General features: G+C 44.8%; 17 protein-coding genes and 1 tRNA gene. 12 read left to right on the top strand and 6 right to left on the bottom strand.

What is annotated here, in order from left to right; translation table 11 throughout:
* Positions 1 to 317: 317 nt before the first annotated feature.
* The 5 genes from LJ658_RS14205 to LJ658_RS14185 all read left to right on the top strand — a co-directional run bounded on the left by LJ658_RS14205 (position 318) and on the right by LJ658_RS14185 (position 5,211).
* Entirely contained in the window at positions 318 to 1,142 is an 825-nt protein-coding gene (locus LJ658_RS14205) for an energy transducer TonB (RefSeq protein WP_230547183.1), read from the top strand.
* Between the two features lie 172 nt (positions 1,143 to 1,314).
* Positions 1,315 to 3,537, top strand: a complete 2,223-nt coding sequence (gene purL, locus LJ658_RS14200) for a phosphoribosylformylglycinamidine synthase subunit PurL (RefSeq protein ID WP_230547182.1) — start codon at positions 1,315 to 1,317, stop codon at positions 3,535 to 3,537.
* Positions 3,537 to 3,926, top strand: a complete 390-nt coding sequence (locus LJ658_RS14195) for a VOC family protein (protein ID WP_230547181.1) — start codon at positions 3,537 to 3,539, stop codon at positions 3,924 to 3,926. The genes purL and LJ658_RS14195 overlap by 1 nt, the downstream gene beginning before the upstream one ends.
* An 86-nt stretch (positions 3,927 to 4,012) precedes the next feature.
* On the top strand, positions 4,013 to 4,717 hold the full coding sequence (locus LJ658_RS14190) for a tRNA1(Val) (adenine(37)-N6)-methyltransferase (protein ID WP_230547180.1): 705 nt from the start codon (positions 4,013 to 4,015) through the stop codon (positions 4,715 to 4,717).
* Positions 4,717 to 5,211, top strand: coding sequence for a metallophosphoesterase (locus LJ658_RS14185; RefSeq protein WP_230547179.1), 495 nt, complete (start codon positions 4,717 to 4,719; stop codon positions 5,209 to 5,211). The genes LJ658_RS14190 and LJ658_RS14185 overlap by 1 nt, the downstream gene beginning before the upstream one ends.
* A 229-nt stretch (positions 5,212 to 5,440) precedes the next feature.
* Here the strand turns inward: LJ658_RS14185 and rnhA are convergent, their stop codons facing one another.
* Both rnhA and LJ658_RS14175 read right to left on the bottom strand, forming a co-directional pair.
* Positions 5,441 to 5,911, bottom strand: coding sequence for a ribonuclease HI (rnhA, locus tag LJ658_RS14180; protein ID WP_230547178.1), 471 nt, complete (start codon positions 5,909 to 5,911; stop codon positions 5,441 to 5,443).
* Positions 5,912 to 6,539: 628 nt separating this feature from the next.
* Entirely contained in the window at positions 6,540 to 8,633 is a 2,094-nt protein-coding gene (locus LJ658_RS14175) for a cation-translocating P-type ATPase (protein WP_230547177.1), read from the bottom strand.
* A 110-nt stretch (positions 8,634 to 8,743) separates the two neighbouring features.
* On the opposite strand from LJ658_RS14175, the gene LJ658_RS14170 reads away from it, so the two are divergent.
* From LJ658_RS14170 to LJ658_RS14160, 3 genes are all read left to right on the top strand, one after another.
* Positions 8,744 to 8,817: transfer RNA gene (locus LJ658_RS14170), tRNA-His, on the top strand.
* Between the two features lie 194 nt (positions 8,818 to 9,011).
* Entirely contained in the window at positions 9,012 to 9,854 is an 843-nt protein-coding gene (locus LJ658_RS14165) for an AraC family transcriptional regulator (RefSeq protein ID WP_230547176.1), read from the top strand.
* Positions 9,855 to 9,917: 63 nt separating this feature from the next.
* Positions 9,918 to 10,763 (top strand): NAD(P)-dependent oxidoreductase, encoded by an 846-nt coding sequence (locus LJ658_RS14160; RefSeq protein ID WP_230547175.1) that lies wholly within the window; start codon positions 9,918 to 9,920, stop codon positions 10,761 to 10,763.
* A gap of 181 nt (positions 10,764 to 10,944) precedes the next feature.
* On the opposite strand, the gene LJ658_RS14155 is transcribed toward LJ658_RS14160, so the two are convergent.
* Positions 10,945 to 12,063 carry a hypothetical protein gene (locus LJ658_RS14155; protein ID WP_230547174.1) on the bottom strand — a complete coding sequence of 373 codons (1,119 nt, stop codon included), beginning with the start codon at positions 12,061 to 12,063 and terminating at the stop codon, positions 10,945 to 10,947.
* Positions 12,064 to 12,083: 20 nt separating this feature from the next.
* Positions 12,084 to 13,193 (bottom strand): SPFH domain-containing protein, encoded by a 1,110-nt coding sequence (locus LJ658_RS14150; RefSeq protein ID WP_230547173.1) that lies wholly within the window; start codon positions 13,191 to 13,193, stop codon positions 12,084 to 12,086.
* Between the two features lie 223 nt (positions 13,194 to 13,416).
* On the opposite strand from LJ658_RS14150, the gene LJ658_RS14145 reads away from it, so the two are divergent.
* Positions 13,417 to 15,687, top strand: coding sequence for a GH92 family glycosyl hydrolase (locus tag LJ658_RS14145; protein ID WP_230547172.1), 2,271 nt, complete (start codon positions 13,417 to 13,419; stop codon positions 15,685 to 15,687).
* 85 nt (positions 15,688 to 15,772) lie between these two features.
* Here LJ658_RS14145 and LJ658_RS14140 read toward each other — a convergent pair whose 3' ends face one another.
* Complete coding sequence (locus LJ658_RS14140) at positions 15,773 to 16,183, bottom strand: hypothetical protein (protein WP_230547171.1); 411 nt, start codon at positions 16,181 to 16,183, stop codon at positions 15,773 to 15,775.
* Positions 16,184 to 16,372: 189 nt separating this feature from the next.
* Here LJ658_RS14140 and LJ658_RS14135 point away from each other — a divergent pair, with 189 nt between their 5' ends.
* Entirely contained in the window at positions 16,373 to 17,227 is an 855-nt protein-coding gene (locus tag LJ658_RS14135; protein WP_230547170.1) for a flagellar motor protein MotB, read from the top strand.
* A gap of 104 nt (positions 17,228 to 17,331) precedes the next feature.
* Complete coding sequence (locus tag LJ658_RS14130; RefSeq protein ID WP_230547169.1) at positions 17,332 to 20,022, top strand: alpha-L-rhamnosidase; 2,691 nt, start codon at positions 17,332 to 17,334, stop codon at positions 20,020 to 20,022.
* A gap of 77 nt (positions 20,023 to 20,099) precedes the next feature.
* Here the strand turns inward: LJ658_RS14130 and LJ658_RS14125 are convergent, their stop codons facing one another.
* Positions 20,100 to 21,404, bottom strand: a complete 1,305-nt coding sequence (locus LJ658_RS14125) for a DEAD/DEAH box helicase (protein ID WP_230547168.1) — start codon at positions 21,402 to 21,404, stop codon at positions 20,100 to 20,102.
* A 183-nt stretch (positions 21,405 to 21,587) separates the two neighbouring features.
* On the opposite strand from LJ658_RS14125, the gene LJ658_RS14120 reads away from it, so the two are divergent.
* Complete coding sequence (locus LJ658_RS14120) at positions 21,588 to 23,369, top strand: tetratricopeptide repeat protein (RefSeq protein ID WP_230547167.1); 1,782 nt, start codon at positions 21,588 to 21,590, stop codon at positions 23,367 to 23,369.
* Positions 23,370 to 23,582 lie beyond the last annotated feature (213 nt).

The following is a 23,582-nucleotide window of genomic DNA, read 5'->3' as shown; positions in this document are numbered from 1 at the left end:
TGTGAAGTATCAGGAGCAGGAAGAACGAAAAGAAGATGGCTCGACTGATTTGAAGTTGTTTTGACGAATACCTCTTTCAGAGGTTAGAATAAAGCCCCCACCTTAGGTGGGGGTTGTTTACTTTTAGTCGTTTTTGCGCTATAGAGTTAATTGCAACGTCGTTGCATTTTAATGCCATTTTTATAAATAAATGAGGGTGATTTTAAATTGATAAATAATGTAATGCAATATTGTTGCAATATTATCAAAAAGCAATATTGTTGCAACAACTTTAATTTGGCAAGCGTTATACTATTAAACTTTAAATTTTAATCACTATGCTTATTTCAAACTTTAATTTGTGCAAGTCTGAGTGGCTCGAACTTGTATTTGCTAAACGCAACAAAGAGTACGGCGCTTATTACATCCGTCAGCATTATGCCGACAACGTTGTAAAAGCCATGTTAATTACTTTTTTTAGTATCACGGTTACCATTGCTATCGTAGGGGTATTGATCAGGGTAAAACCGATAACCGAAATAATGGTGCCGGTTGATAATTCAGTTTATGTTATTCCGCCCGCACCCCCGAAACCGGTTTTGCCTAAGCCCGAACCTCAACGGGCCGCCGCAGCAGCAAAACCTGCAGCGTCGGTGTCAGTCATCAAAAACCTGTCGCCAGTTGTTACGTCAGAACCTGTTGTTGATGAAATGCCGAAAATTGATGAACTGAAAGGCGCTACCGGCCCAACCGAAACAAAAGGCACCGGAGCCGGAGAAGCACCCGGAACAGGTGTCAGCAAGGGCGGCGACGGACCCGCGGTAGCTGCAGGCGGTACCGATAATACAACCTACAAATTTGCCGAAGTAATGCCGCAGCCGGTAGGGGGCAGCGAGGCCTGGGCCAAATTTTTGCAAAAAAATCTGCATTATCCCGGTGAGGCTTTGGAAAGAGAAATGAGCGGATTGGTGTTTGTAAGTTTTATAGTTGAAAAAGACGGTCACTTATCAAGCATTAAAGTAGAACGGGGCCCCGGTTATGGTTTGGACGAGGAAGCCGCACGGGTTTTAAAACTGGCCAAGCCCTGGACACCCGGTATGCAAAACGGTCAACACGTAAGGGTGAAATTAACATTGCCCGTCAGGTTCTCTTTGGATAATTAATAAGGGCTAACCGTAAAAGGCGAAAGGTTCATAGCTGTCTATTAATATGAGGTAAACGATAGATTACCCACTGGCACCTTTAACCTTCGCCTTTTGCCTTTTACCTCACCTTTATCTTTACCTTTCGCCTTTTTTTTCTAATTTTGGGCATCTTTTAAAAAAACAGACAACATTGGACAACCAGGAACTCACCACCGTTGAAACAGCCAAAGATCTAGGCCTACTACCCGCAGAATACGACCGTATAATTGAAATAATGGGCCGTGTGCCCAATTTTACCGAGCTATCTATCTTCTCGGTAATGTGGAGCGAGCATTGCTCATACAAAAACTCAATTACCTGGCTAAAAACTTTACCAAAAGATAGCCCGCGCATGCTGGCTAAGGCCGGTGAAGAAAACGCGGGTTTGGTTGATTTGGGCGATGGTATCGGCTGTGCTTTTAAGATAGAATCACATAACCACCCGTCGGCGTTAGAACCCTATCAGGGTGCTGCAACTGGTGTAGGCGGTATAAACCGTGACATATTTACAATGGGTGCAAGGCCCATCGCGCAGCTAAACTCCTTGCGTTTTGGTGATATTAAACTGGATAAAACCAAATGGCTAATAAAAGGTGTAGTTAAAGGTATAAGCCATTATGGTAATGCCTTTGGTATACCAACAGTAGGTGGTGAATTGTTTTTTGACGATTGCTATAATGTTAACCCGTTGGTTAACGCTTTCTCGGCCGGTATTGTTAAGGCTGGCGAAACCGTGTCTGCAACGTCGTATGGTGTTGGTAACCCGGTATATATCGTAGGCTCAGCAACGGGTAAAGACGGGATCCATGGTGCGGCATTCGCATCAAAAAATATTACCGAAGACTCAGTTAACGATTTACCAGCTGTACAGGTGGGCGATCCGTTTCAGGAGAAACTATTACTGGAAGCTACCCTGGAAGTTATTAAAACCGGAGCCGTTGTAGGCATGCAGGATATGGGTGCGGCAGGTATTATCTGTTCCAACTCAGAGATGTCGGCCAAAGGCGAACATGGTATGCGCATCAATCTGGATGCTGTGCCTACCCGCCAGGATAACATGAAACCTTTCGAGATCCTGTTGTCAGAATCCCAGGAGCGGATGCTGATCGTAGTACACAAGGGCCGCGAAAAAGAAGTTGAAGCCGTTTTTGATAAATGGGATCTGAACTGTGCCATCATAGGCGAGGTTACCGATACCAAGCGCCTGGAATACTATGCAGGCGGCAAATTAGTTGCCGATGTACCTGCTGATGACCTGGTATTAGGTGGCGGTGCGCCGGTTTACGAGCGCGAATACCGTGAGCCTGCTTATTTTGCCGAGAACCAGAAATTTAAAATAGAAGATGTGCCCGAGCCGGCTAATTTATTAGATGTGGCCGAGCATTTAATCTCTCATCCAAACATCGCCTCAAAGCGTTGGGTTAGTGACCAGTACGATTCGATGGTTGGCGTGTCTACCATGACCACCAACCGCCCAAGCGATGCAGCTGTTGTTAATGTTATCGGTACCAATAAAGCTATTGTTATAACCGTTGATTGCAACTCGCGCTATGTATATGCCGATCCGCAGAAAGGTACGGCTATAGCCGTTGCAGAAGCTGCGCGTAACATTACCTGTGCCGGCGGCGAACCGGTTGCTATAACCAATTGCTTAAACTTTGGTAATCCTTATGTTCCTGAAGTTTACTGGCAGTTTGTTGGCGCCATTAAGGGAATGGGCGAAGCCTGCCGTAAGTTTGAAACCCCGGTTACCGGCGGTAACGTAAGTTTTTATAACCAATCTACCGATGACGGACCGGTTTTTCCGACACCAACCATTGGTATGTTAGGGGTGATGGATGATGTAAATAACATCATGACATCAGACTTTAAGCAACCAGAGGACTTGATTTACCTCATCGGCGAATCGGTTAACGACATTGCATCCTCACAATACCTGGCCTCATGGCATAAGATCCTGGCTGCACCTGCACCGCATTTTGATATCGATAAAGAATATGATATGCACCAGGTAGTAAAAGAGCTGATCAAACATAAAATGATCCAATCTGCCCATGATGTGGCCGATGGTGGTTTGTTTATCACACTGATTGAATCGGCTATGCCAAACGGTTTCGGCTTTGAGATTGCGTCTGAAAACGGGATCCGTAAAGACGCCTTCTTATTCGGCGAGGCACAGGGCAGGGTAGTAGTGAGCGTAGCACCGGCCGACCATGAACGTTTTATTGAACTGATGGCAACCAGCGAAGTCGAGTTTAGCTTATTAGGATCAGTGAGCAATGGCTATTTAAGTGTGGATGAAGAATCATTTGGCCATATCACCGATGTTAAATTGGTTTATGATAACGTATTGCACGCCATACTAGGAGACTAATGTTAAAGATTAACCGGGTACACCATATCGCCATAATATGCGCTGATTACGAACGGTCGAAGCATTTTTATACGCAGGTGCTCGGGTTTAAAATACTGCGGGAGAACTATCGCGCGGAGCGCAAATCATACAAGCTTGATCTGGAAGTGGGCAACCAATACCAGATCGAGCTTTTTTCTTTTCCGGACCCTACACCCAGGCCTTCGCGCCCCGAAGCTGCGGGCCTGCGCCATCTGGCTTTCGAAGTGGATAATATTAATGAAGCTGTAGCAGAGCTAATTGCCGATGGCGTTATTGTTGAACCTATTCGCATAGATGAGTTTACCGGCAAGCATTTTACTTTCTTTGCCGATCCCGACGGGTTGCCTATTGAGTTTTACGAGAAGTAGCAAACCTTAATTGTCATTTCGAAACAAGGTACGAGTGAGAAATCTTATAAAAGCGAAAATGACAGCGTTTTTTAATAGTCAGCCTAATGTTCCGTTTTAAACAATTTAACGTAGACCAAGCGGGCTGCGCCATGAAGATCAATACCGATGGGGTATTGCTTGGGGCGCTGGCGGAAACAGATCAACCCAAGACCATATTGGATATCGGTACCGGCACTGGTGTAATAGCTTTGATGCTGGCACAACGATTTGCCGATGCGACGATTGATGCTGTTGAAATAGATGAAACCGCTTCAGCAACTGCGAAGCGCAATTTTGCAGGCTCGTCGTTCGCCCGTAGGCTCAGTTTATATGCAGATAGCTTTGAGAACCATTTAAGCAACTATCCGGATAAGAAATATGACCTGATCGTCTCCAACCCTCCGTTTTACATTAACTCGCTGGAATCACCGGGAGCCAGGAAGAGTTTGGCCAAACATACCGACCAGCAATTTTTTGAGACATTAATTAAAACTATAGCTAAACACTTAACTGCCCAGGGTAGCTTTTGGCTGATCTTACCTTTAGAGACAGCACAGTTGGCTAAGGACATAAGTTCAAAACATGGGTTAAACATTCAAAAGGTGATCAAAGTATTATCCTATCCCGGTTCTGTCCCTCATCGTGAGATTTTAGTTTTAACTTTGGGTAAGAAGAGGGAGACAGATGAACAGTTTGTTATTTATGCTGAACCTAAAGTATATTCGGAGCAGTATCAAACCATATTAAAGCCATTCTTTACCATATTCTAATGACTCGCATCGGCCTCATATCAGATACCCACAGCTTCCTTGACGACGCAGTATTCAAGCATTTTGAAAACTGCGATGAGATCTGGCATGCCGGCGATTTCGGGAACATAGAACTGGCAGGTCAACTGGCCGCATTTAAACCCTTACGCGGCGTGTACGGCAATATTGATGGCAAGGAGATCCGCCAGACTTATCCTGAAAACCTGCGGTTTAAATGTGAAGCTATGGACGTTTGGATGACACATATCGGCGGTTACCCGGACAGGTATGACCTGCGGATCCGGGCAGAGATCTACGCTAACCCGCCGCAGTTGTTTATATCGGGCCACTCGCATATTTTAAAAGTTATCTATGATAAAAAGATCAACTGCCTGCACTTAAACCCTGGGGCGGCGGGCAAGCAAGGCTGGCAGAAGGTGCGTACGCTGATGCGCTTTAACATCGATGGCAACAAGATCCAGGACCTGCAGGTGATTGAATTAGGCGCGAAATAAACGACGGTGATCCACTTAAAAATATGGATCACCTGGATCACTGTTTTTATTTAACTAATTTAAAATCAAAGAATTAACAAAATAAGCGGATCACTTTGGATCAGTACAAAAACTTTAGATTAGATCACATAAGTAATTGATATTGACAAATTTGAATGTTTTTTAGATGTTTCTAAAATTTAGAGTGGATCACCTGAGCCGGATCATACCTAAGCAACTTAGGTATAGGCTAAAACATATTGGTCTTAGCCGCTTCCATTTCAAAAACAGTATCAATTAACAGTTCCCTTTGCTTACCGGCAGCAACCGCCAATTCGTCGCAGCGTTCGTTTTCGGGGTGCCCGTTATGCCCGCGTACCCAGGTGAATTTAATATTATGCAGCTTGCTGATATCGAGGTAACGCAGCCATAGGTCCTTGTTCTTTTTATCCTTAAAACCTTTTTGCAGCCAGCCGTAAACCCAGCGTTTTTCTATCGAGTCGATAACATATTTAGAGTCAGAAAAGATCATGACATCCTGGTTGGGTTTGTTGATAGCTTCCAGTCCTTTGATCACCGCCAGCAGTTCCATACGGTTATTGGTGGTTTTACGGAAACCTTCAGACAGCTCTTTATAATGCTGGCCAGAGCGTAAGATCACCCCATATCCACCCGGACCCGGGTTACCGCTTGATGCACCGTCTGTATAAATTTCTATCATGCCCCCCAGCCCCCTAAAGGGGGAGCTATTATGGTGGGCCAAAATTAATAATAAAACAGGAAATTACGCTTAACAATTCCGCTTGAAGGTGAGGGGCTTCAAAATACGCGGTTAGCAGGAGGCGCCTCCGGAGCCTCTTATTTCTTTACTTTTTCTATAAACAGGGAACCCCTCCGGGGTTGCTAAACAGCGTTTTTGACTCCAGCGGAGGCGCCTCCGGAGCCTTATTCTTTACTTTTTCTATAAACAGGGAACCCCGTCGGGGTTGCTAAACAGCGTTTTTGACTCCAGCGGAGTCGCCTCCGGAGCCTTATTCTTTACTTTTTCTATAAACAGGGACCCCTCCGGGGTTGCTAAACATCGTTTTTGACTCCAGCGGAGGCGCCTCCGGAGCCTCTTATTTCTGTACTTTTTCTATAAACAGGGAACCCCGCCGGGGTTGCCAAACATCGTTTTTGACTCCAGCGGAGGCGCCTCCGGAGCCTTTTATTTCTTTACTTTTTCTATAAAGAGGGAACCCCTCCGGGGTTGCTAAACAGTGTTTTTGACTCCAGCGGAGTCGCCTGTTTATAGCCCTTTAACTATTTAAGGCTCCGGCGGAGCCTCCTTATTTAAAGCGATAGGTTGGTTAGCGGGTGATGTTTTTTCTTTTCAGCCTGATTGAATTACCAATTACCACCACGTCTGAGAAAGCCATGGTGAGGGCGCCTACCATCGGGTTCAGGAAACCCAATGCTGCTACCGGTATCGCTATAACGTTATAGGCAAATGCCCAGAAAAGGTTTTGTTTGATGGTAAGTAAGGTATGTTTACTGATCTGCAGGAACTTGACCACCGAACCCAGGTCGGTATTCAACAAAATAACCCGTGCGGATTGTATAGCTATTTGGCTGGCATCGTTCATGGATACGCCCACATCGGCTTTGGTCAGGGCAGGGGCATCGTTAATGCCGTCGCCTATCATTACGGTTTTGCCCTTTTGCTTGTAAATGTCAATGACGGTTAGTTTTTCATCTGGCAGTTTCTCGGCGTGTACCTCGGTTATGCCAATGGCTTTGGCAACTTTGAGGCAACGATTTTTACGGTCGCCGCTTAATAATACCGGTACTATGCCCATCTTTTTTAACTCGCTGATCAAAGCCGACGCTTCGGGCTTTATGGTATCATCAATAGCTACCTGCGCCAGCAATACCTGGTTCTTATAAAGCGAAAGATTAAAGTCGTTCTCGTTAGCCGTTTTACCGGTACCCAGGAAATAGTTATTGCCATCCACATCTTCGGCACGCATACCCAGGCCCTTTTCTTCAGTGGCGCTGCGCAATATCAGCCGGATTTGCGGCAAGCCCTTTAAGCCATCCACCAATGATTTGGCGATAGGGTGGTTAGACCGTTCCTCAATAGCCACAATGATCCCGCGGATATGTTCAAGGTCCACACCATCCTCAACCTTAATATCATTGATGCTGAACTTGCCGGTAGTTAGCGTCCCGGTTTTGTCAAACACCACATAATTGGTATTGGCCACAGCCTCAATGGTATCACCGCCTTTAATTAATATACCATTTTTTGCAGCACGCCCCAAGCCAACCATCACAGCGGTAGGCGTAGCCAGGCCCATAGCGCAGGGGCAGGAGATCACCAATACGGCAATAGCATTCATTAACGATTTCTGTAAACCGGTATCGCTTAAAAAATAAGTCAGCACAAAAGTTATTAAGGATATCAATATAACCGCAGGCACAAATATCGCGGCTACTTTATCGCCAAGTTTTTGAACCGGCGGTTTGGCTGCCTGTGCCTTTTTCATTAACTCAATAATTTGCGAAAGCACGGTGTTTGAACCCACCTTGGTCGCTATCATCCGGAAATTGCCGTTTTGCACAATGGTGCCGCCAATAACCTTATCATATTTTTCTTTGTCGACAGGGACGCTTTCGCCGGTGAGCATCGACTCATCAACCGAAGCACTGCCTTCTAAAATATCGCCGTCCACCGGGATTTTATCCCCATGATTGACAACCAGGATATCGCCCGGGCGAACATCGCGCGCACTGATGACCTCGACCGTGCCGTCGATAATACGGTTGGCGTTTACCTGCTGAAATTTAACCAGGTCCTTTACGGCTGATGTGGTTTGATTTACCGAGCGTTTCTCAAAAACGTTACCCAGCAGCACCAGCGTGATAATAGTGGCGCAGGTCTCATAAAACTGGTACTGTTCGCCCAGGTTTTGGATAGTTCCAACCAGGCTGTAAACAAATGCCGAGGTTGAGCCTATGAAGATCAACACATCCATATTAGGCATACCACCTTTTAGCGAATGAAAAGCGCTTTTACCAAAATGCAGGCAGCCTACCACGAAAACAGGCAGGCATAACAGCAACTGTACCATTGGCATATGAAGCACATGCCACGGAAAAACCATATGTAATAATAGCGGAGCGGTAAATATGGCACAAAAGATAAATTTGTTTTCTACCTTTTCATAGAACTTTGGCATATGTGTTAACGGATCGTCAACCACCTTAAAACCCAATTGCTCTATGCTTTTTATAATTTCGGGGAGCTGGGCGTTGTTATCATTGCTAAATTTAACCTCTTCGCCGGCAAAATCAACCAAAATGTTGCCTAAACCTTTCTTTTCCAGTAATTTATGTATAGATAGGGCACAGTTATTACAGTGCATCCCGGTTACGTTTAACTCTACTAATTGCTCTGCCATAGTAATACAAACTTACTCATACCCAAAGGGTAAAAGCGTAAGCATAATGTAATATTAAAAAAGGCTTTGCAATTACCCCGAAGATTTTTACATTTGCACTCTCCAAAACGGTAGATGTAGCTCAGTTGGTTAGAGCATCGGTTTGTGGTACCGAGGGTCGTGGGTTCGAGCCCCATCATTTACCCATAAAGAGGTAGTCATTTTTTGGCTACCTCTTTTTTTTTAATATGACTTATAAAAATTAACGTTTTAATAGTCGTTTTTACCTCAAAAAAGCGGTTCTAAGTTTTTGAGGTTTTTCTTTAATCCTATTCCCTCTCATTTGTTTTTAAGATGGGACACCTCTTCAATAAGGTTTGATTTGATTAACTTTGCCGGATGAGTAATGAAATTCCGGGTGTCAACATGGCCGAACTGCGGCTGCAAGGCTTTAAGGTGCATGAACTGCCCGCATTCGTCGGTGTACCGGCGGTGCATGGCCGTCGGGATTTTTATAAAATGGGTTTGGTCACCGGTGAAATGACCATGGTTTATGGCGACCAGGTGGTGGAACTGCAGGATACCGTACTGTTTTTTGTCAATCCCAGGGTACCGCGTTCGGTGCTGCGCCGCTCCAGATCGACGACGGGCTACGCGTGTATCTTTACCGAAACCTTTATGCCGGCGATCGTCAAAAAGTCGCCTTTGTTTAACGCCGGGCAGCAACCGCTCATTCGCCTGAACAGCGAACAGGTGGCTTTTATGACGGGCATTTTTCAAAAGATGCTGGCGGTGCGGGATAGCGATTATGCATATAAGAGCGACCTGATCAAAAGCTGTATCGAAATTATTATTCATGAAGCTTTGTCAATACAGCCCCCTGTGCAACAGCAGGTCAACGGCGTGGCCCGGATGACGCATTTATTTATGGACCTACTGGAAAGACAATTCCCGATCGAGCATGCCGCGGAGCCGCTTAAATTGCGGACGGCCCAGGATTTTGCCGCCAAGCTGGCGGTCCACGTCAACTACCTGAACAGGGCAGTAAAAACGGTTACCGGCAAGCCGACCTCCGTACATATCGCGGAACGCATAGCGGCAGAGGCTAAGGCGCTTTTACTGCATACCGACTGGAGCGTGGCGGACATTGCTTATGCACTCGGTTTTGCTTACCCGACCTATTTTAATAATTTTTTCAAGAGGGTAACGGGCGTTACCCCTAAATCCTTGCGCAAGGTTTGATAATCATACTTATTGGTTTGATTATCGTTTAAACACCGCGGCCTTTAACCCGATCTTTGGGTTATGAAGATATTAGTTACCGGGGCTACCGGCAAGGTGGGCAGCCGCTTTGTTCCGCGCTTGTTAGCAAAAGGCTATAACGTGCGTATTTTGGTTCGTGACCCATCGAAGGCAGCCGCATTGGCGGAACTTGGCGCCGAGGTCGTGACCGGCGATCTCTTTAATGCAGCTAGTTTAACGCCCGCGGTAGCGGGCATAGACGCGGTGATCCATTTGGCGGCGCTGTTCCGTACGTTCACCGATAACGAAGGGATCATCAAGACTAACCATGAAGGCACGATCGCACTGGGCGATGCGGCAGTTGCCGCAGGCGTCAAACGCTTTATTTTTGTCAGCACCAGCAATGTATATGGTTCGGGCTACGGGCACCCCGCAAGGGAGGATGATTTCGTGAATATTAATGACCCAAGGCCCTACGCCTCCAGCAAGATCGCCGCCGAACAGGAACTGTTAAAAAAAGAAATGGATGTGCGCGTATTGCGTTTGGGTTTTGTCTATGGGGATCAGGACCCGCATATAGAAGAGATCATCCCACTGCTCAAAAAGATGAAGCGCCACTCGGGCTCGCGCATGCACATGGTGCACCACTTGGATGTGGCCCAGGCCCTGATCATGCTGCTGGAACGGGACGGCCTGAACGGGGAGATCTTTAATATCGCCGATGATGCGCCGATCACCTTATATGAACTGGCCGATTCAGTCGGGAAGGCGGCCGATGCTTTCGAGGCGGTGGAAGCGCCGCTGGCCGATCCGTTCGAAGGTATCACGGACATTTCTAAATTGCGCAAGACAGGTTTCCGCTTATTGGTACCCAGTTATTACGTGGCGCGCGACCTTGATATCTTATAACCGCCGTGAAGGCTGAATTATCAGCGAAGCAATCTTCGATATATCGGTTCGATTTTTGCACCATAACCGTATTCAATCCGTGCTATTTTCTAAATTGGTTCGTAATTAGTCTATAACAGCCCCATCAAACAAAAAGGTAAGATCAATGAGATCTTACCTTTTTTGGTCATTAATTATTCAGTTAAGCATTTTTGAAATACAATACCGCTGCTGCGATTAATATGATTGCAAGCAGTACGGCCAATATAATTTTAACAGCACTTAACGGTCGCTCTCCAATAACTTCGCCGGTACTGGCATTAATGGTAAATTGATATAGTTTACCATTATAGGTATAAGCACTGGCCCATACAGGCAGCATTAAATATTTTATGGCTTTGTTATTATAGTCAGTGTTTGTATGATTTATACGTTGTTCGTCACCGCCGATGTCATTATATATTTCGGAGTTTATCTGCGACACGGTTTGTTCAACAGCTACCAACAAGCCCTGTTGGGGGGCGAGCTGATAAGCTTCGGACCGGAAACCACTCATATAACGCTCGTCAAACTTAACTAACGACTTAAATTTCCATGGACTAAGTTTATTTAAAGTCTTTTCGGGTAGCGACTTACTGGCAGGCACCACCAGGTCGCGAAAATCGCAGTATACCGTGCCTGACACGCTGCTCCAACTGGTATGCTGTACCTCCCTTGTCCTTGTTTCCGATCGTCCGTCAATAGTTTCGGTATAGGTCTCGGTAGTGTAATAATGGTCGCCGCGTTCTCCGGTATAATCAGTTACGGTATCTGTATCATATGCCCAGTAGGGCAGATACACACCTTTTAAGACAGATGATGTGCCGCCAACATTTTTAGCGAGGTCGTTTGGCGCCCACCACAACCCGCTTATCCAATCCGCAAAAAATTTGGCGCCCTGCTGTTGGGTAATTTCAAACGGCAGTATGTAATGTGGTGTTACATATTGCTGGCCGCTTTCCAGCTCAAGCACAAGGGGGGCTGTGCAAAACGGACATTTGTCTGATGTTGTAAATTCCGTCAGTATAGTTTTAGATCCGCAGCCGGGGCAGTTTACTACTTTTAGGGTGTCGCCCTGCTTGTCGGTGTCAATTCCCGCTATAAAATTTTCGTAGTCAAAAGATGAAATTTCATCCTCCTCCTCATAAGTAGCTATGGTATTGCTTTCGCCGCAATAATCGCATTTTAAATTATGGGTGCCGGGTTCAAAATGTAATAAGGCACCGCAGCCGGCGCAGCTTAAAGAATTGTTAATTGCTGATGGTTTGGCCAGTTCGCTCATACAAATATTTAATATATTAATTAAGCTATTGGTGGCGGCTGGTTATTGAAAATTGCAGCAAGGTCATCAACCGATCCGGCCACAGCCCATGTTGCCATGCCTTTTGTCCAGATCATGGTCTCCCTATTTACAAGGTTACCGGCAATCATTGTCCGCAGCTCACTTAAACTATGCGGGCCATCAGATTTCCCATCTTTAACAATGTGATACTCAATGTCTGACGTTATAGGTGGCGGCGAGTTTTTATCTGCATTAGGATTAAACTGGTTTTGCTGAAAAATGTTACCTACCTGGCCCATCATTGCCGCGCCAACACCTATGCCCATACCCGCTGCACCTAAATTTCCGCCTATGGTGTTCTCTGCCGCCTTTTCCATTGCGTTAGCAGCCTGGAATTGTGCGTACGCACCCAGGTTACCAACAATGCCCATTTGGCTGCGTTTATCCAAAGCCTCTTCAACTTCGGGTGGTAATGATATGTTCTCAACCAGTAACTTGGTAAGCGTGAGGCCCAGTTCCTCAAAGTCGGGCTCTATGCTTTGAGCGATCAGTGTGCCCAACTCGTTATAATTTGCGGTAAGATCAAGTACATTTATTTTTGATTGTGCAACCGCATCCATCCCTTTGGCAACCACGGTATTTCGCAATTGCTCATTAACGTTGTCGACTAAAAAGTCGGGGTTAGTTGCAGATATTTCTTTAAGGAACAACCTGGGATCCTGAACTTTAAAATTAAACGAACCAAATGCCCTTAACCTAACCGGGCCAAACTCGGCATCGCGTAACATTACCGGGTTTTTTGTACCCCAACGTTGGTTAAGAAACTGCCGCATGCTTACAAAATAAACGTCGGCTTTAAACGGACTGTTGAACCCGTATTTCCAGCTCATTAACGTGGTTAATAGGGGCATGTTTTGGGTATGGAGCTCGTAGGTGCCGGGAGTAAATACATCTGCAATTTGCCCCTCGTTGATAAAAATAGCTACCTGCGATTCGCGGACGATCAATTTAGCGCCCATTTTTATAGCGTTGTCATTACGCGGGAATTTCCACACCAAAGTATCCTGCGTGGTATCCACCCACTCAATTACATCAATTAATTCGTTTAAAAGTCTGTCAAAAAAGCTCATAGTGATGTTTTAAGGTTTAAAAAATAAATATAGAAAACATATTTAATCCATTTAAAAAAGATTCGTTGATTTGACTTTGCATATCTTCTTTTGTTACAATTTCAACACCTTAAGCTGAGGACCGAAGCCACAACAAACCTTAATTATAAGGTAATAAGCTTAATAATTAGTGGTTAACTTTAATGGATTTTTTGTTTCTTTACTACCCAAAATAAACCACTTTATGATGAAAGCTAAATACTTATTGGCCCTTACGGGGATAGTAGGAACGTTAAGTCTGTCACTTACAGCTACTGCTCAAAAAGCTGCTACCGCGCCGGCCAAACAACCTGTTGATTTTGTTAACCCGCATATCGGCAATATCAGCCATATGCTGGTGCCCACGTACCCTACAACACATTTGCCTAACAGCATGATGCGTGTTTTCCCGGTACGGCAGGATTATACGACTAACCGGTTGGGCGGTCTGCCATTAATAGTAACGCATCATCGGTCTATCTCCAGCTTTAATTTTTACCCTTACCAGGGTGACGAAACTGAGATAGCAGTAAGCAAGCCTTTAAGCTATGACCAGGAAAAAGTAACACCCTACCGCTACCAGGTTTATTTGGATGAGCTGAACATGGGCGTGGATTTTGCACCATCGCACCAAAGCGCGGTTTACAATATCACTTTCGAGAAACAGGGAGCGCCTTATTTGATTTTTAATTGTCGTCGCGGCCAGCTGAGGGCAAGCGCGAACGTGCTTAGCGGCTACCAGGAATTAGGTAACCATACCTCGGTATACCTGTATGCCGAGACCGACGTAGCACCCACTAAAGCTGGCGTACCCCAACAGGGTGGCGTAAACTGGAACAGCGCGCCGGCGGCAGCCATCGCTTTAGTATATCCTGCGGGGACAAAAAAGATCGGCATCCGCTATGGCGTATCTTTTATCAGTGAGGAACAGGCTAAGAAAAATCTTAACCGCGAGATCCATAATTACGATGTAAATGCAGTTGCTGCCACGGGCCGAAGGATATGGAACGAAGCACTGGGTAAAATAGCTGTAGAAGGTGCGTCTGACAAAGAAACGACAGTGTTCTATACTTCATTATACCGCACTTTTGAGCGCCCGATCTGTATCAGCGAAGACGGCCGCTATTTTAGCGCCTCGGACGGTAAGGTGCATAATGATGAGGGCCATCCTTTTTCAACCGACGACTGGACCTGGGATACTTATCGCGCAGCACATCCGCTCAGGATCTTAATCAACAAAGGAGTGGAGAACGACATCCTGCGCTCCTATATCTTAATGGCGCAGCAAACCGGCCAAAACTGGATGCCTACTTTCCCGGGGGTTACCGGCGATGAGCATGGTATGAACAGTAACCACGGCATAGCCAGCATTGCCGATGCGTATGCCAAGGGCCTGCGAGGTTTTGACCTGGCCAAAGCTTACGAGGTTTGTAAAGGTGCCATTGAAGATAAATCATTGCTGCCATGGTCAAACGCCGTCCCATCGGGCGAGCTGGATGAGTTTTACAAAAAGCATGGTTATTTCCCCGCGTTAAAACCGGGCGAAAAAGAAACCGTACCCAATGTAAGCAAATGGGAAAAGCGCCAGCCGATAGCAGTTACGTTAGGTACATCCTTTGACGAATGGTGCCTGTCGCAAATAGCCGGCGACCTGGGTAAAACAGCGGATGCCGAACACTACCTGAAGGCATCATACAATTACCGCAACGTATTTAATCCTAAAACAGGGTTTTTCCATCCGAAAGATAAGGACGGAAACTTTATTGAGCCGTTGGATTACCGTACATCGGGCGGACCCGGCGCGCGCGATTATTATGACGAGAACAACGGTTACATTTACCGCTGGGACGTTCAGCATAACATAGGCGACCTGGTTAACCTGGTAGGTGGCAATAAAAAATTTGTAGCGGCTTTAGAGGACATGTTTAATGAGCCCTATCCAATGTCAAGATGGGATTTCTACGCGATACTGCCCGACCATACCGGCAACGTAGGGATGTTCTCGATGGCTAACGAGCCCAGTTTCCATATCCCTTATCTGTATAATTATGCAGGCGAGCCCTGGCGCACACAAAAACGGATCCGCTCATTACTTGACCAATGGTACCGTAATGACCTGATGGGGGTACCCGGTGATGAAGATGGTGGCGGTATGACGGCTTTTGTGGTATTTAGCCAGCTGGGATTTTACCCGGTAACGCCCGGCTCACCAACCTATAATATTGGCAGCCCAAGTTTCCCGCACGTAAAAATGAATGTAGGCAATGGTAAGTTCTTCGAGATCAAAGCACATAATGCTTCGTTTACCAACAAATACATTCAATCAGCAAAACTAAACGGTGTTGTATTGAACCAACCCTGGTTTAAACACAGCGATATAGCCAATGGCGGCTTGCTTGAACTGGAGATGGGGCCGGTTGCCAATAAAACCTGGGGCGCCAATTCGCCGCCGCCATCAGCCGCACCAATGCCCTGATTTTTTTTGTTTAAAATTAAACTATAAATATTAAGCGCCCTCCACGAAAATGGAGGGCGCTTTTTTAACCAGGGTTAACGGCAGTTTATTTTACCTTGCTGAACTCAGAACTTGATCCGTCATAAACGTTTTGGGCCATATACAGGGTGTCACTGGCAATCCTGATTATATTTGGCGGGCCCTGTTCAGGATAAAAACTTAAGGTATTGTCGTTTTTTTGAGTGAATATGCTTTTACTTTGAGTGATATCATAATTTCCATGCGCAACGGGGTCCCCGTTTGTGGTTCTCACAAAAGTATGATCGGATTTGAATTCGATGATGTCAACCTGACTTGGAACGGCTACATAGCGTACGCCGTTCAGCCCCAGTATGGTGCTTTCAAATTTCCATTTTCCGATTAATTGTTGTTCGATGCCCGGATTAACCGTTTCTTTTTGGCAGGACGTTAAGATAAGTAAAGCTGCCGCTGTGAAAAAGTAAATAAATGGTTTCATATAAAATCTTTTTTTGTTGATGAAACGACAAAACTTTCCTCGACGCTACAGTTTTGTTTTACATTGATTCAGGATGTTTTTAAGCGGTTTAGCTATCCTGCAATCCTGATAAAACTTTAGGGCAAATCGTTTGTTGTTGGCTAGAAGATTATGAACGGATCATAATCAGGCGTTAAACAATTACAAATTATGAAAACGAAATTACCGTTATTACTGATACTGATTACAGCGGCTCTTACCCAAGGTTGTGTAAGCAATAAAAAGTATGCCGAGTTGCAAACAAATTATAACAACCTGCAAACCAAACAAACCGAGCTGAAACAAAGCTATGACCTCACCCAGCGCGAACTGGAAGGATCAAAAACCAGGGTTAGAAGTTTGGAAGAACAAATAGCGTCCGAAAAATCAAACCGTGCCGCTTTGCAGGACGCGCTGAACAAATGTCTGGCAGGCAACAACCAGGGCAATGTTAATATTGCCAAACTGGCCGACCAGATCACTGCATCTGATAAATACATTAAACAACTGATAGCTGCCAAAGGTAAAAGCGACTCGCTTAACATGGTGTTAACCAATAACCTTACCCGTTCGTTGAGCCAGGCCGAGATGAAGGACGTTGATGTACAGGTATTAAAAGGCGTGGTTTATATCTCGTTGTCTGATAATATGTTATATAAGTCAGGTAGCTATGAAATATCAGATCAGGCCGGTGCAACCCTGAGCAAAATTGCCAAGATCATAACCGATTATTCAACTTACGATGTATTGATAGAAGGTAATACAGATAATGTGCCTATCAAACAAACCAACATCCGTAACAACTGGGATTTGAGCGCTTTAAGGGCATCATCAGTTGTACAGGCTTTGCAAAATAATTTCAATGTTGACCCTAAGCGTTTAACAGCCGGGGGCAGGGGCGAGTACAACCCTATAGCTGATAACAGCACGCCTGCAGGCAAGCTGAAAAACAGGCGCACCCAAATAATTATTACGCCAAAATTAGACCAGTTTATGGACCTGATTGGCAAACCGGTTGAAAAATAATTATAAACAACTTCATTATCGTCACAAAGCCTTTGCAGTAATGCAGAGGCTTTTTTTGTTTGAACGGCATAATTTCTATCTTAGCCATCCAAACATCATAACTAATGAATCTTTTTTTACCAGTTAATTTATCCGTAAGGAAAAATATTGCTCTCTTATTTATTATCGCAGGAGGCCTGTTAACTGCAGGCCGGGCCAACGCCGCCGCGATAGACGGGCTTAAATGCGAATACCTTATCAACCCTTTAGGTATTGATGCCGTGCACCCGCGCCTTACCTGGATGCTCAATGATGCGCGGCAGGGCGCGTTACAAACGTCTTACCAATTATTGGTTAGTACAGACTCCGTCGGTTTAACAAAAGATGCGGCTAATACCTGGCAAACAGCTAAAGTAAAATCAGAGGATAACCTGATTACCTATGCCGGCAGTACTTTACAGCCTTTTACCAGGTACTATTGGCGCGTTACCGTTTGGGACGATAAAAAAAATAAAATCACATCAGACATAGCCAGTTTTGAAACCGGCCTGATTGAAAAAAGCAACTGGAAAGGCACCTGGATCAGTGATAGCCGCGGGCCTGAAGTGAAACAAGCGCCATATTTTCGCAATGTGTTTGAGTTGGGGAAAAAAGTAAAATCGGCAAGGGCCTATATAGCCGTAGCCGGATTATATGAACTGTACATCAACGGTGAGAAAATAGGCAATCACCGGTTAGACCCTATGTACACCCGTTTTGACAGGCGCACCCTTTACGTTACTTACGATGTAACCGCACAGCTGCAAACCGGCAAAAATGCCATTGGCGTATTGCTGGGTAACGGCTGGTACAATATGCAAAGTACCGCCGTGTGGGATTTCCATAAAGCGCCGTGGCGCAACCGCCCGGCTTTTTGTTTGGATGTAAGGGTAACTTACGAAGACGGCACGGTAGAGACATTGTCGTCTGACCGGAAATGGAAAACATCAGGGAGCCCGATAATTTTTAACAGCATTTATACGGCCGAGCATTACGATGCCCGCCTGGAACAACCGGGATGGAATACCGCCAATTTTGATGACCAGGGCTGGAGGGGTGTGATCCCCAGACCGGCACCATCGGCAAATATCGTATCGCAGGCGATGCAGCCAATCCGCGCTATCGAAAAAATAGATGCCGTGAGTATGACCAAACAGGACGATCATACCTATCTGTTTAATATCGGCCGCACCATTGCCGGTGTAACCAAAATCACCGTTTCGGGCGAAGCCGGTACGGTTATCCGGCTTAAACATGCCGAGAAATTAGGTGCAAACGGGCGCGCAGACCAGTCAAATATCGATGTGCATTACCGCCCTACGGATGACAAGGACCCCTTCGGAACGGATATATTTATTTTAAGCGGCAAGGGCCGGGAAACGTTTATGCCTAAATTTAATTACAAGGGTTTTCAATATGTTGAAGTTACCAGCGATAAGCCCATTACCTTAACCCAAAGCAGCCTTATCGCGTATTTTATGCACAGCGATGTAGCGCCAATAGGGAATATCAGCTCCTCGAACACGACCTTGAATAAAATCTGGTCGGCTACCAATGCTTCTTATTTGTCAAACTTGTTTGGTTATCCTACAGACTGTCCGCAACGCGAAAAAAATGGCTGGACAGGCGACGCCCACATCGCCAGCGAAACCGGTTTATATGGTTTTGACGGGATCACTATTTACGAAAAATGGATGGCCGATCATCGCGACGAGCAACAGCCCAATGGGGTGCTGCCGTCCATCATCCCGTCGGACGGCTGGGGTTATGAGTGGGGTAACGGGCCCGACTGGACAAGTACCGTAGCTATTATTCCGTGGAACCTGTACCAGTTTTATGGCGACAGCAAGACATTAAATGACAATTATGACGCGATAAAACGGTATGTCAATCATATTGATGAGCTATACCCTTCGGGGTTAACCACCTGGGGGCTGGGCGACTGGGTACCGGTTAAATCGGTATCGCCGGTTGAGTTTGTATCGACTATTTATTACTATACTGACGTTAATATCCTGGCTAAGGCAGCCAGATTATTTGGCCGGGTTGATGACGAACAAAAATATACTGCCATCGCTTTAAAAATAAAGAATGCCATCAATGCCAAATATTTAAACACCGCCACCGGCATTTATGATAAAGGCTACCAGACAGAATTAAGCATGCCGCTTTACTGGGGTGTTGTGCCTGATGAACTGAAAGCCAAAGTGGCCGCCAACCTTGCTGAGCGTGTTAAACAGGACAACAACCACCTTGATGCCGGGATACTGGGCGCTAAGGCCATATTAGGGGCGCTGAGCGATAACGGCTATGCCGATGTAGCTTACGCGATAGCATCACAGGAAACCTTCCCGTCATGGGGCTGGTGGATCAAGAACGGTGCAACTACCCTTTATGAAAACTGGGACGTTTTTGCTAAAAGCGACCTGTCATTAAACCACATCATGTTTGGCGAGATAGGGGCGTGGTACTACAAAGGGATCGGTGGTATAAAAGTTGACCCTACAAGCCCGGGTTTTAAAAACGTACTGCTAACCCCGGCGTTTATTGCACAATTGGATCATTTTGAATCAGACCATACCGGGCCGTATGGTAAAATTATTTCTTCATGGAGAAGGGATGGCGGCACGGTTAAATATTCGGTAACCATACCGGCAAACTCTACGGCTACGGTTGTTTTCCCTGCGGGATCAAAAGTTACGCTGAAGGATAAACAAATTGCTGACGTTAACGGATTGAAAATAGCTTCGGGTAGTTATGAGTTTTTGGTGAACTAAGCTAACCCAACTTAAAAACAAAAAGCCTTATACGTGAAGTATAAGGCTTTTTGTTTTTAGCGGCAACGGTTAAGCGATTACCCGTGTTTTTTTTTCATATTCATCTTAGCTTTTTGTCCCGAGCTGAAATTATAGTTTTTGTTGTTTGAGGCTTTCTTTTCATGGAACGCAGCGCCGGTTTCCGGCTCGGTTGTTTTTGTAGACTGTTTAGTCGGCGTTGCTTTTGGCTTTACATCATTCACAATCACCAGGTCATCCGGCAGGGCAGCGGGTTGCATTTTTTTGCCGGTTGCCTGTTCTATCCGTTTTACCAGGCTCAGGTCGAGATCGGTTGCAAATGTAAGCGCTAACGTTTCGTCTTCGCTATTGGTATTGTTGTTGGTAACACGCTGTATGTAGGTTTCTTTATCGGCAGGCAGGTCAAAATGGATAAGGAAAGGGATCCCGTCAAGTTCTATAGCGTCTTCATTTTCTGTAACCACTATTAACACCCTTGCATCGGCTTCAGCCTTAAAATCAGCCACGGTATTAAAACCTTTGACATCAAAGAACCTGGGTTTAAAATATCCAACAGCGTCCTGTATCCGGCGGTTTAAGCTTTGAAATACTTTCTCTGCGGTAGCCTGTTTATTTACAAAAACCACGGCTTTGGTAAATACCTCCTCATCATACATAAACAGGTTAAGCAGGTTTACTTTTGTGGGGAAATTAGGTACGTTATACAATAACTGCTGGTGGGTTTTAACGGGAGATTCCTCTAAAGCTTCTACCTCAATGATAGCGGGAAGATTCATAAACGGGGCGACAAGCTTTTCAATACGGCTATGCATTACATCCGTAAATACCAGGTGCTGGCATTTGCCGATGCTGTTAGCCAGTTCGGTAATAGGCAGTTGCATGCCTTTTTTTATCATCCGGTCTGCATCGTCAATGATCAGCAGTTCCATTTTATTCAGGTTAAGCGCCAGTTTTAAATAAATGGCCCGCGCCCGGTCGGGTGTAGCCACTACAATATCGGCACCGTCGGCCAGTGCGTCCATTTGCGCTTCGGTCCCGGGGGTAACATACAGGCCGACAATTGCTATTGAGTTGTTTTTGTTCAATAGTTCAAACTGCTCAATCACGGCTAATACATCTTCTTTTTCAGGTACCAGGATCAGTACTTTAGGTACGCCTTCGGGCGAATAATTAAAGCGGTTGAGCGTGCCCAGAATATAAGCGGTGGTTTTGCCGAAGCCTTCCGGGGCGATGGCGATAATGTCCTGCCCGCCAATAATACGGGTGAGGGTTTTTTGCTGTATTTCTTTAGGAACCGCATAACCCGCTTCTGTAGCCGATTTAATCAGTTGTTTATTCAGCTTTAATTTATCAAACCCTGCCATTGTATTATATCTTTTATTAAAACGCGAAATTACCTTTATAATCTCAGAATTAGCAATTTCTGTTGCATAACTCAATTAGTTGTTTGTTTTTGGGGTTAAACGGCACTAATTGGTTTATAAACATCACCAAGTCAATATTAATTATTACTTTAGTTTTAAGTAATAATTACACCCCCAAGCCTTATGAAATTTACCCGGGTTAAAAAAACTGTTTTGGGGCTATTGTTACTTTTTTTGTTCTCGGTTCATCCCTTTCATTTATCAGCTGCTTTTTTAATTCAAAGCAACGTAATTATAGCTCAACATCCTTTTGATACCGTTAACAAGGTAACCAAAGCTAACCGTTGTGAGGCGGCTACCATACATTACAAGAGACATTACCGGCATATACCGGAAGCTATAGCTATGAAGTACCTGGATCAGCTGTCGGTAATGGCCAGGGACCTTAATGACAAGGCGCTTGAAAGCGTGGTTTTTGACCTGAAAGCCGATTATTACGCCGTAAATAAACTATTTAACAATTTAAGTATCGCTTATTATCAAAAAGCGATAGACTTTGCAACTGATAACAACCTGGCGCTTGAAAAGGCAGTTTACCTTCACCATGAAGGAATGTTTTACGCTAATTTTAAACATAATACCGCGGCGTGTTTGTTTTTCCTGAAATCTCAGGAGGCGTTCAGAGATATAGGATTTGACAAGGTGCCAAACATCGGCAGCTATTATAGCCAGGTGGCCGAATTTTATTATAACCTGGGCGACTACGCAAATGCTAAAATACAATTGCAGGAATCGCTTAAATACAAAATAAAAACACCGAGGGAAAGGATCGGTATTGAAAATACCCTGGCGTTAATTTACCGCAGCAATCATCAGTATCAGCAGGCGTTAAACTATTTTAACAGGGCTCTAAATTTAGCGCGTCAAAATAAAGATACGGTATGGATAGGGATTGCCACCGGCAATATAGGTTCGGTTTATTTAATGCTGAACCAGTATGAAAAAGCTTTACCGTATATACAAACTGACTATAATCAATCCTTAAAATACGGCGAAAAAATCAATGCAACCATCGCGCTGCTGCGCCTGGTTAAGATCAACCTGCTAAAAAACAACGTTAAACAGGGCCTTAAACAACTGGACACCGCCCAAATTTTAATACACAACAGCCCGGTGCCGGTTTTAAACCTGGAAACCGATATTTTGGATCTCAGGGCCATATTTTACGAAAAAATGGGACTGCCGGCCACTGCACTTGAGTTTAGAAAAAAATATGAAATTGCAAAGGATAGCCTGACAAAGCAAAACAATGTTGCTGCGGTTGAAGTGGTGAAAATGCAATACGTTATCGGTAAAAAACTGGCAGAAGAGACCCGGCTTAAAACGCAGGCAAAAGTTGAGACAGTTGCGCGTGATACCGTTTTTATCGTGTTTTTTTTATTACTGGTTATTTTAGTACTGGTGTATAACAGGCAAACCCTGAAAATCCAAAAAGACAAAGAGATTTTACGTTCTGAAAAATTACGGGTAGACGATGAATTAAAATATACAGGGATGAAACTTCGCAGCTACACCGAAAACCTGCGAAAAAACAACATGCTGATTGATAGCTTTAAAGAACAGATAGAGCAACTAAAAATAAAGAACGCAGATGCTGCGGTTGTTGGTCACCTCGAGGAATTGATGCAGGCGCATATCATGACTGATGATAATTGGCTGGAATTTAAAAAGATATTTTTAAAAGTCTATCCTAATTTCTTTTTCGACATAAAAAAACAATTTTCTTCACTTTCAGAATCTGATATCAGGCTGCTGACATTACTAAAGCTCCAATCTACCAACAAAGAGATTGCAAATATGCTGGGCATAACGGTAGAAGGTGTTAAGAAAGCCAAACAACGCTTAAAAAAGAAAATGAACCTCGAAAGCCGGATTACCATCGAGGAAACAATTTTAAAAATATAGCCTCAGCAAGTCACTGCGGATAAAAGTTTATCCTGTTTTTCCTGAAGGGATGTGCGTTTTGCCCGCTTTATTTGTCCCCATTTTGTCTACTAACTAAATTATTTTTTTTGTAACTGGTAATTTAATTTTAAAGGATATTTATTGGTTCCTGATCGAATTTATTATTAACGTTTCTTTAAAATTTATTTGTGATGAAACATGAAATTATTAAAG

This window comes from Mucilaginibacter sp. UR6-11 (assembly GCF_020880695.1).
GTDB lineage: Bacteria > Bacteroidota > Bacteroidia > Sphingobacteriales > Sphingobacteriaceae > Mucilaginibacter.
This window is presented reverse-complemented; position numbering and strand designations above follow the sequence as displayed.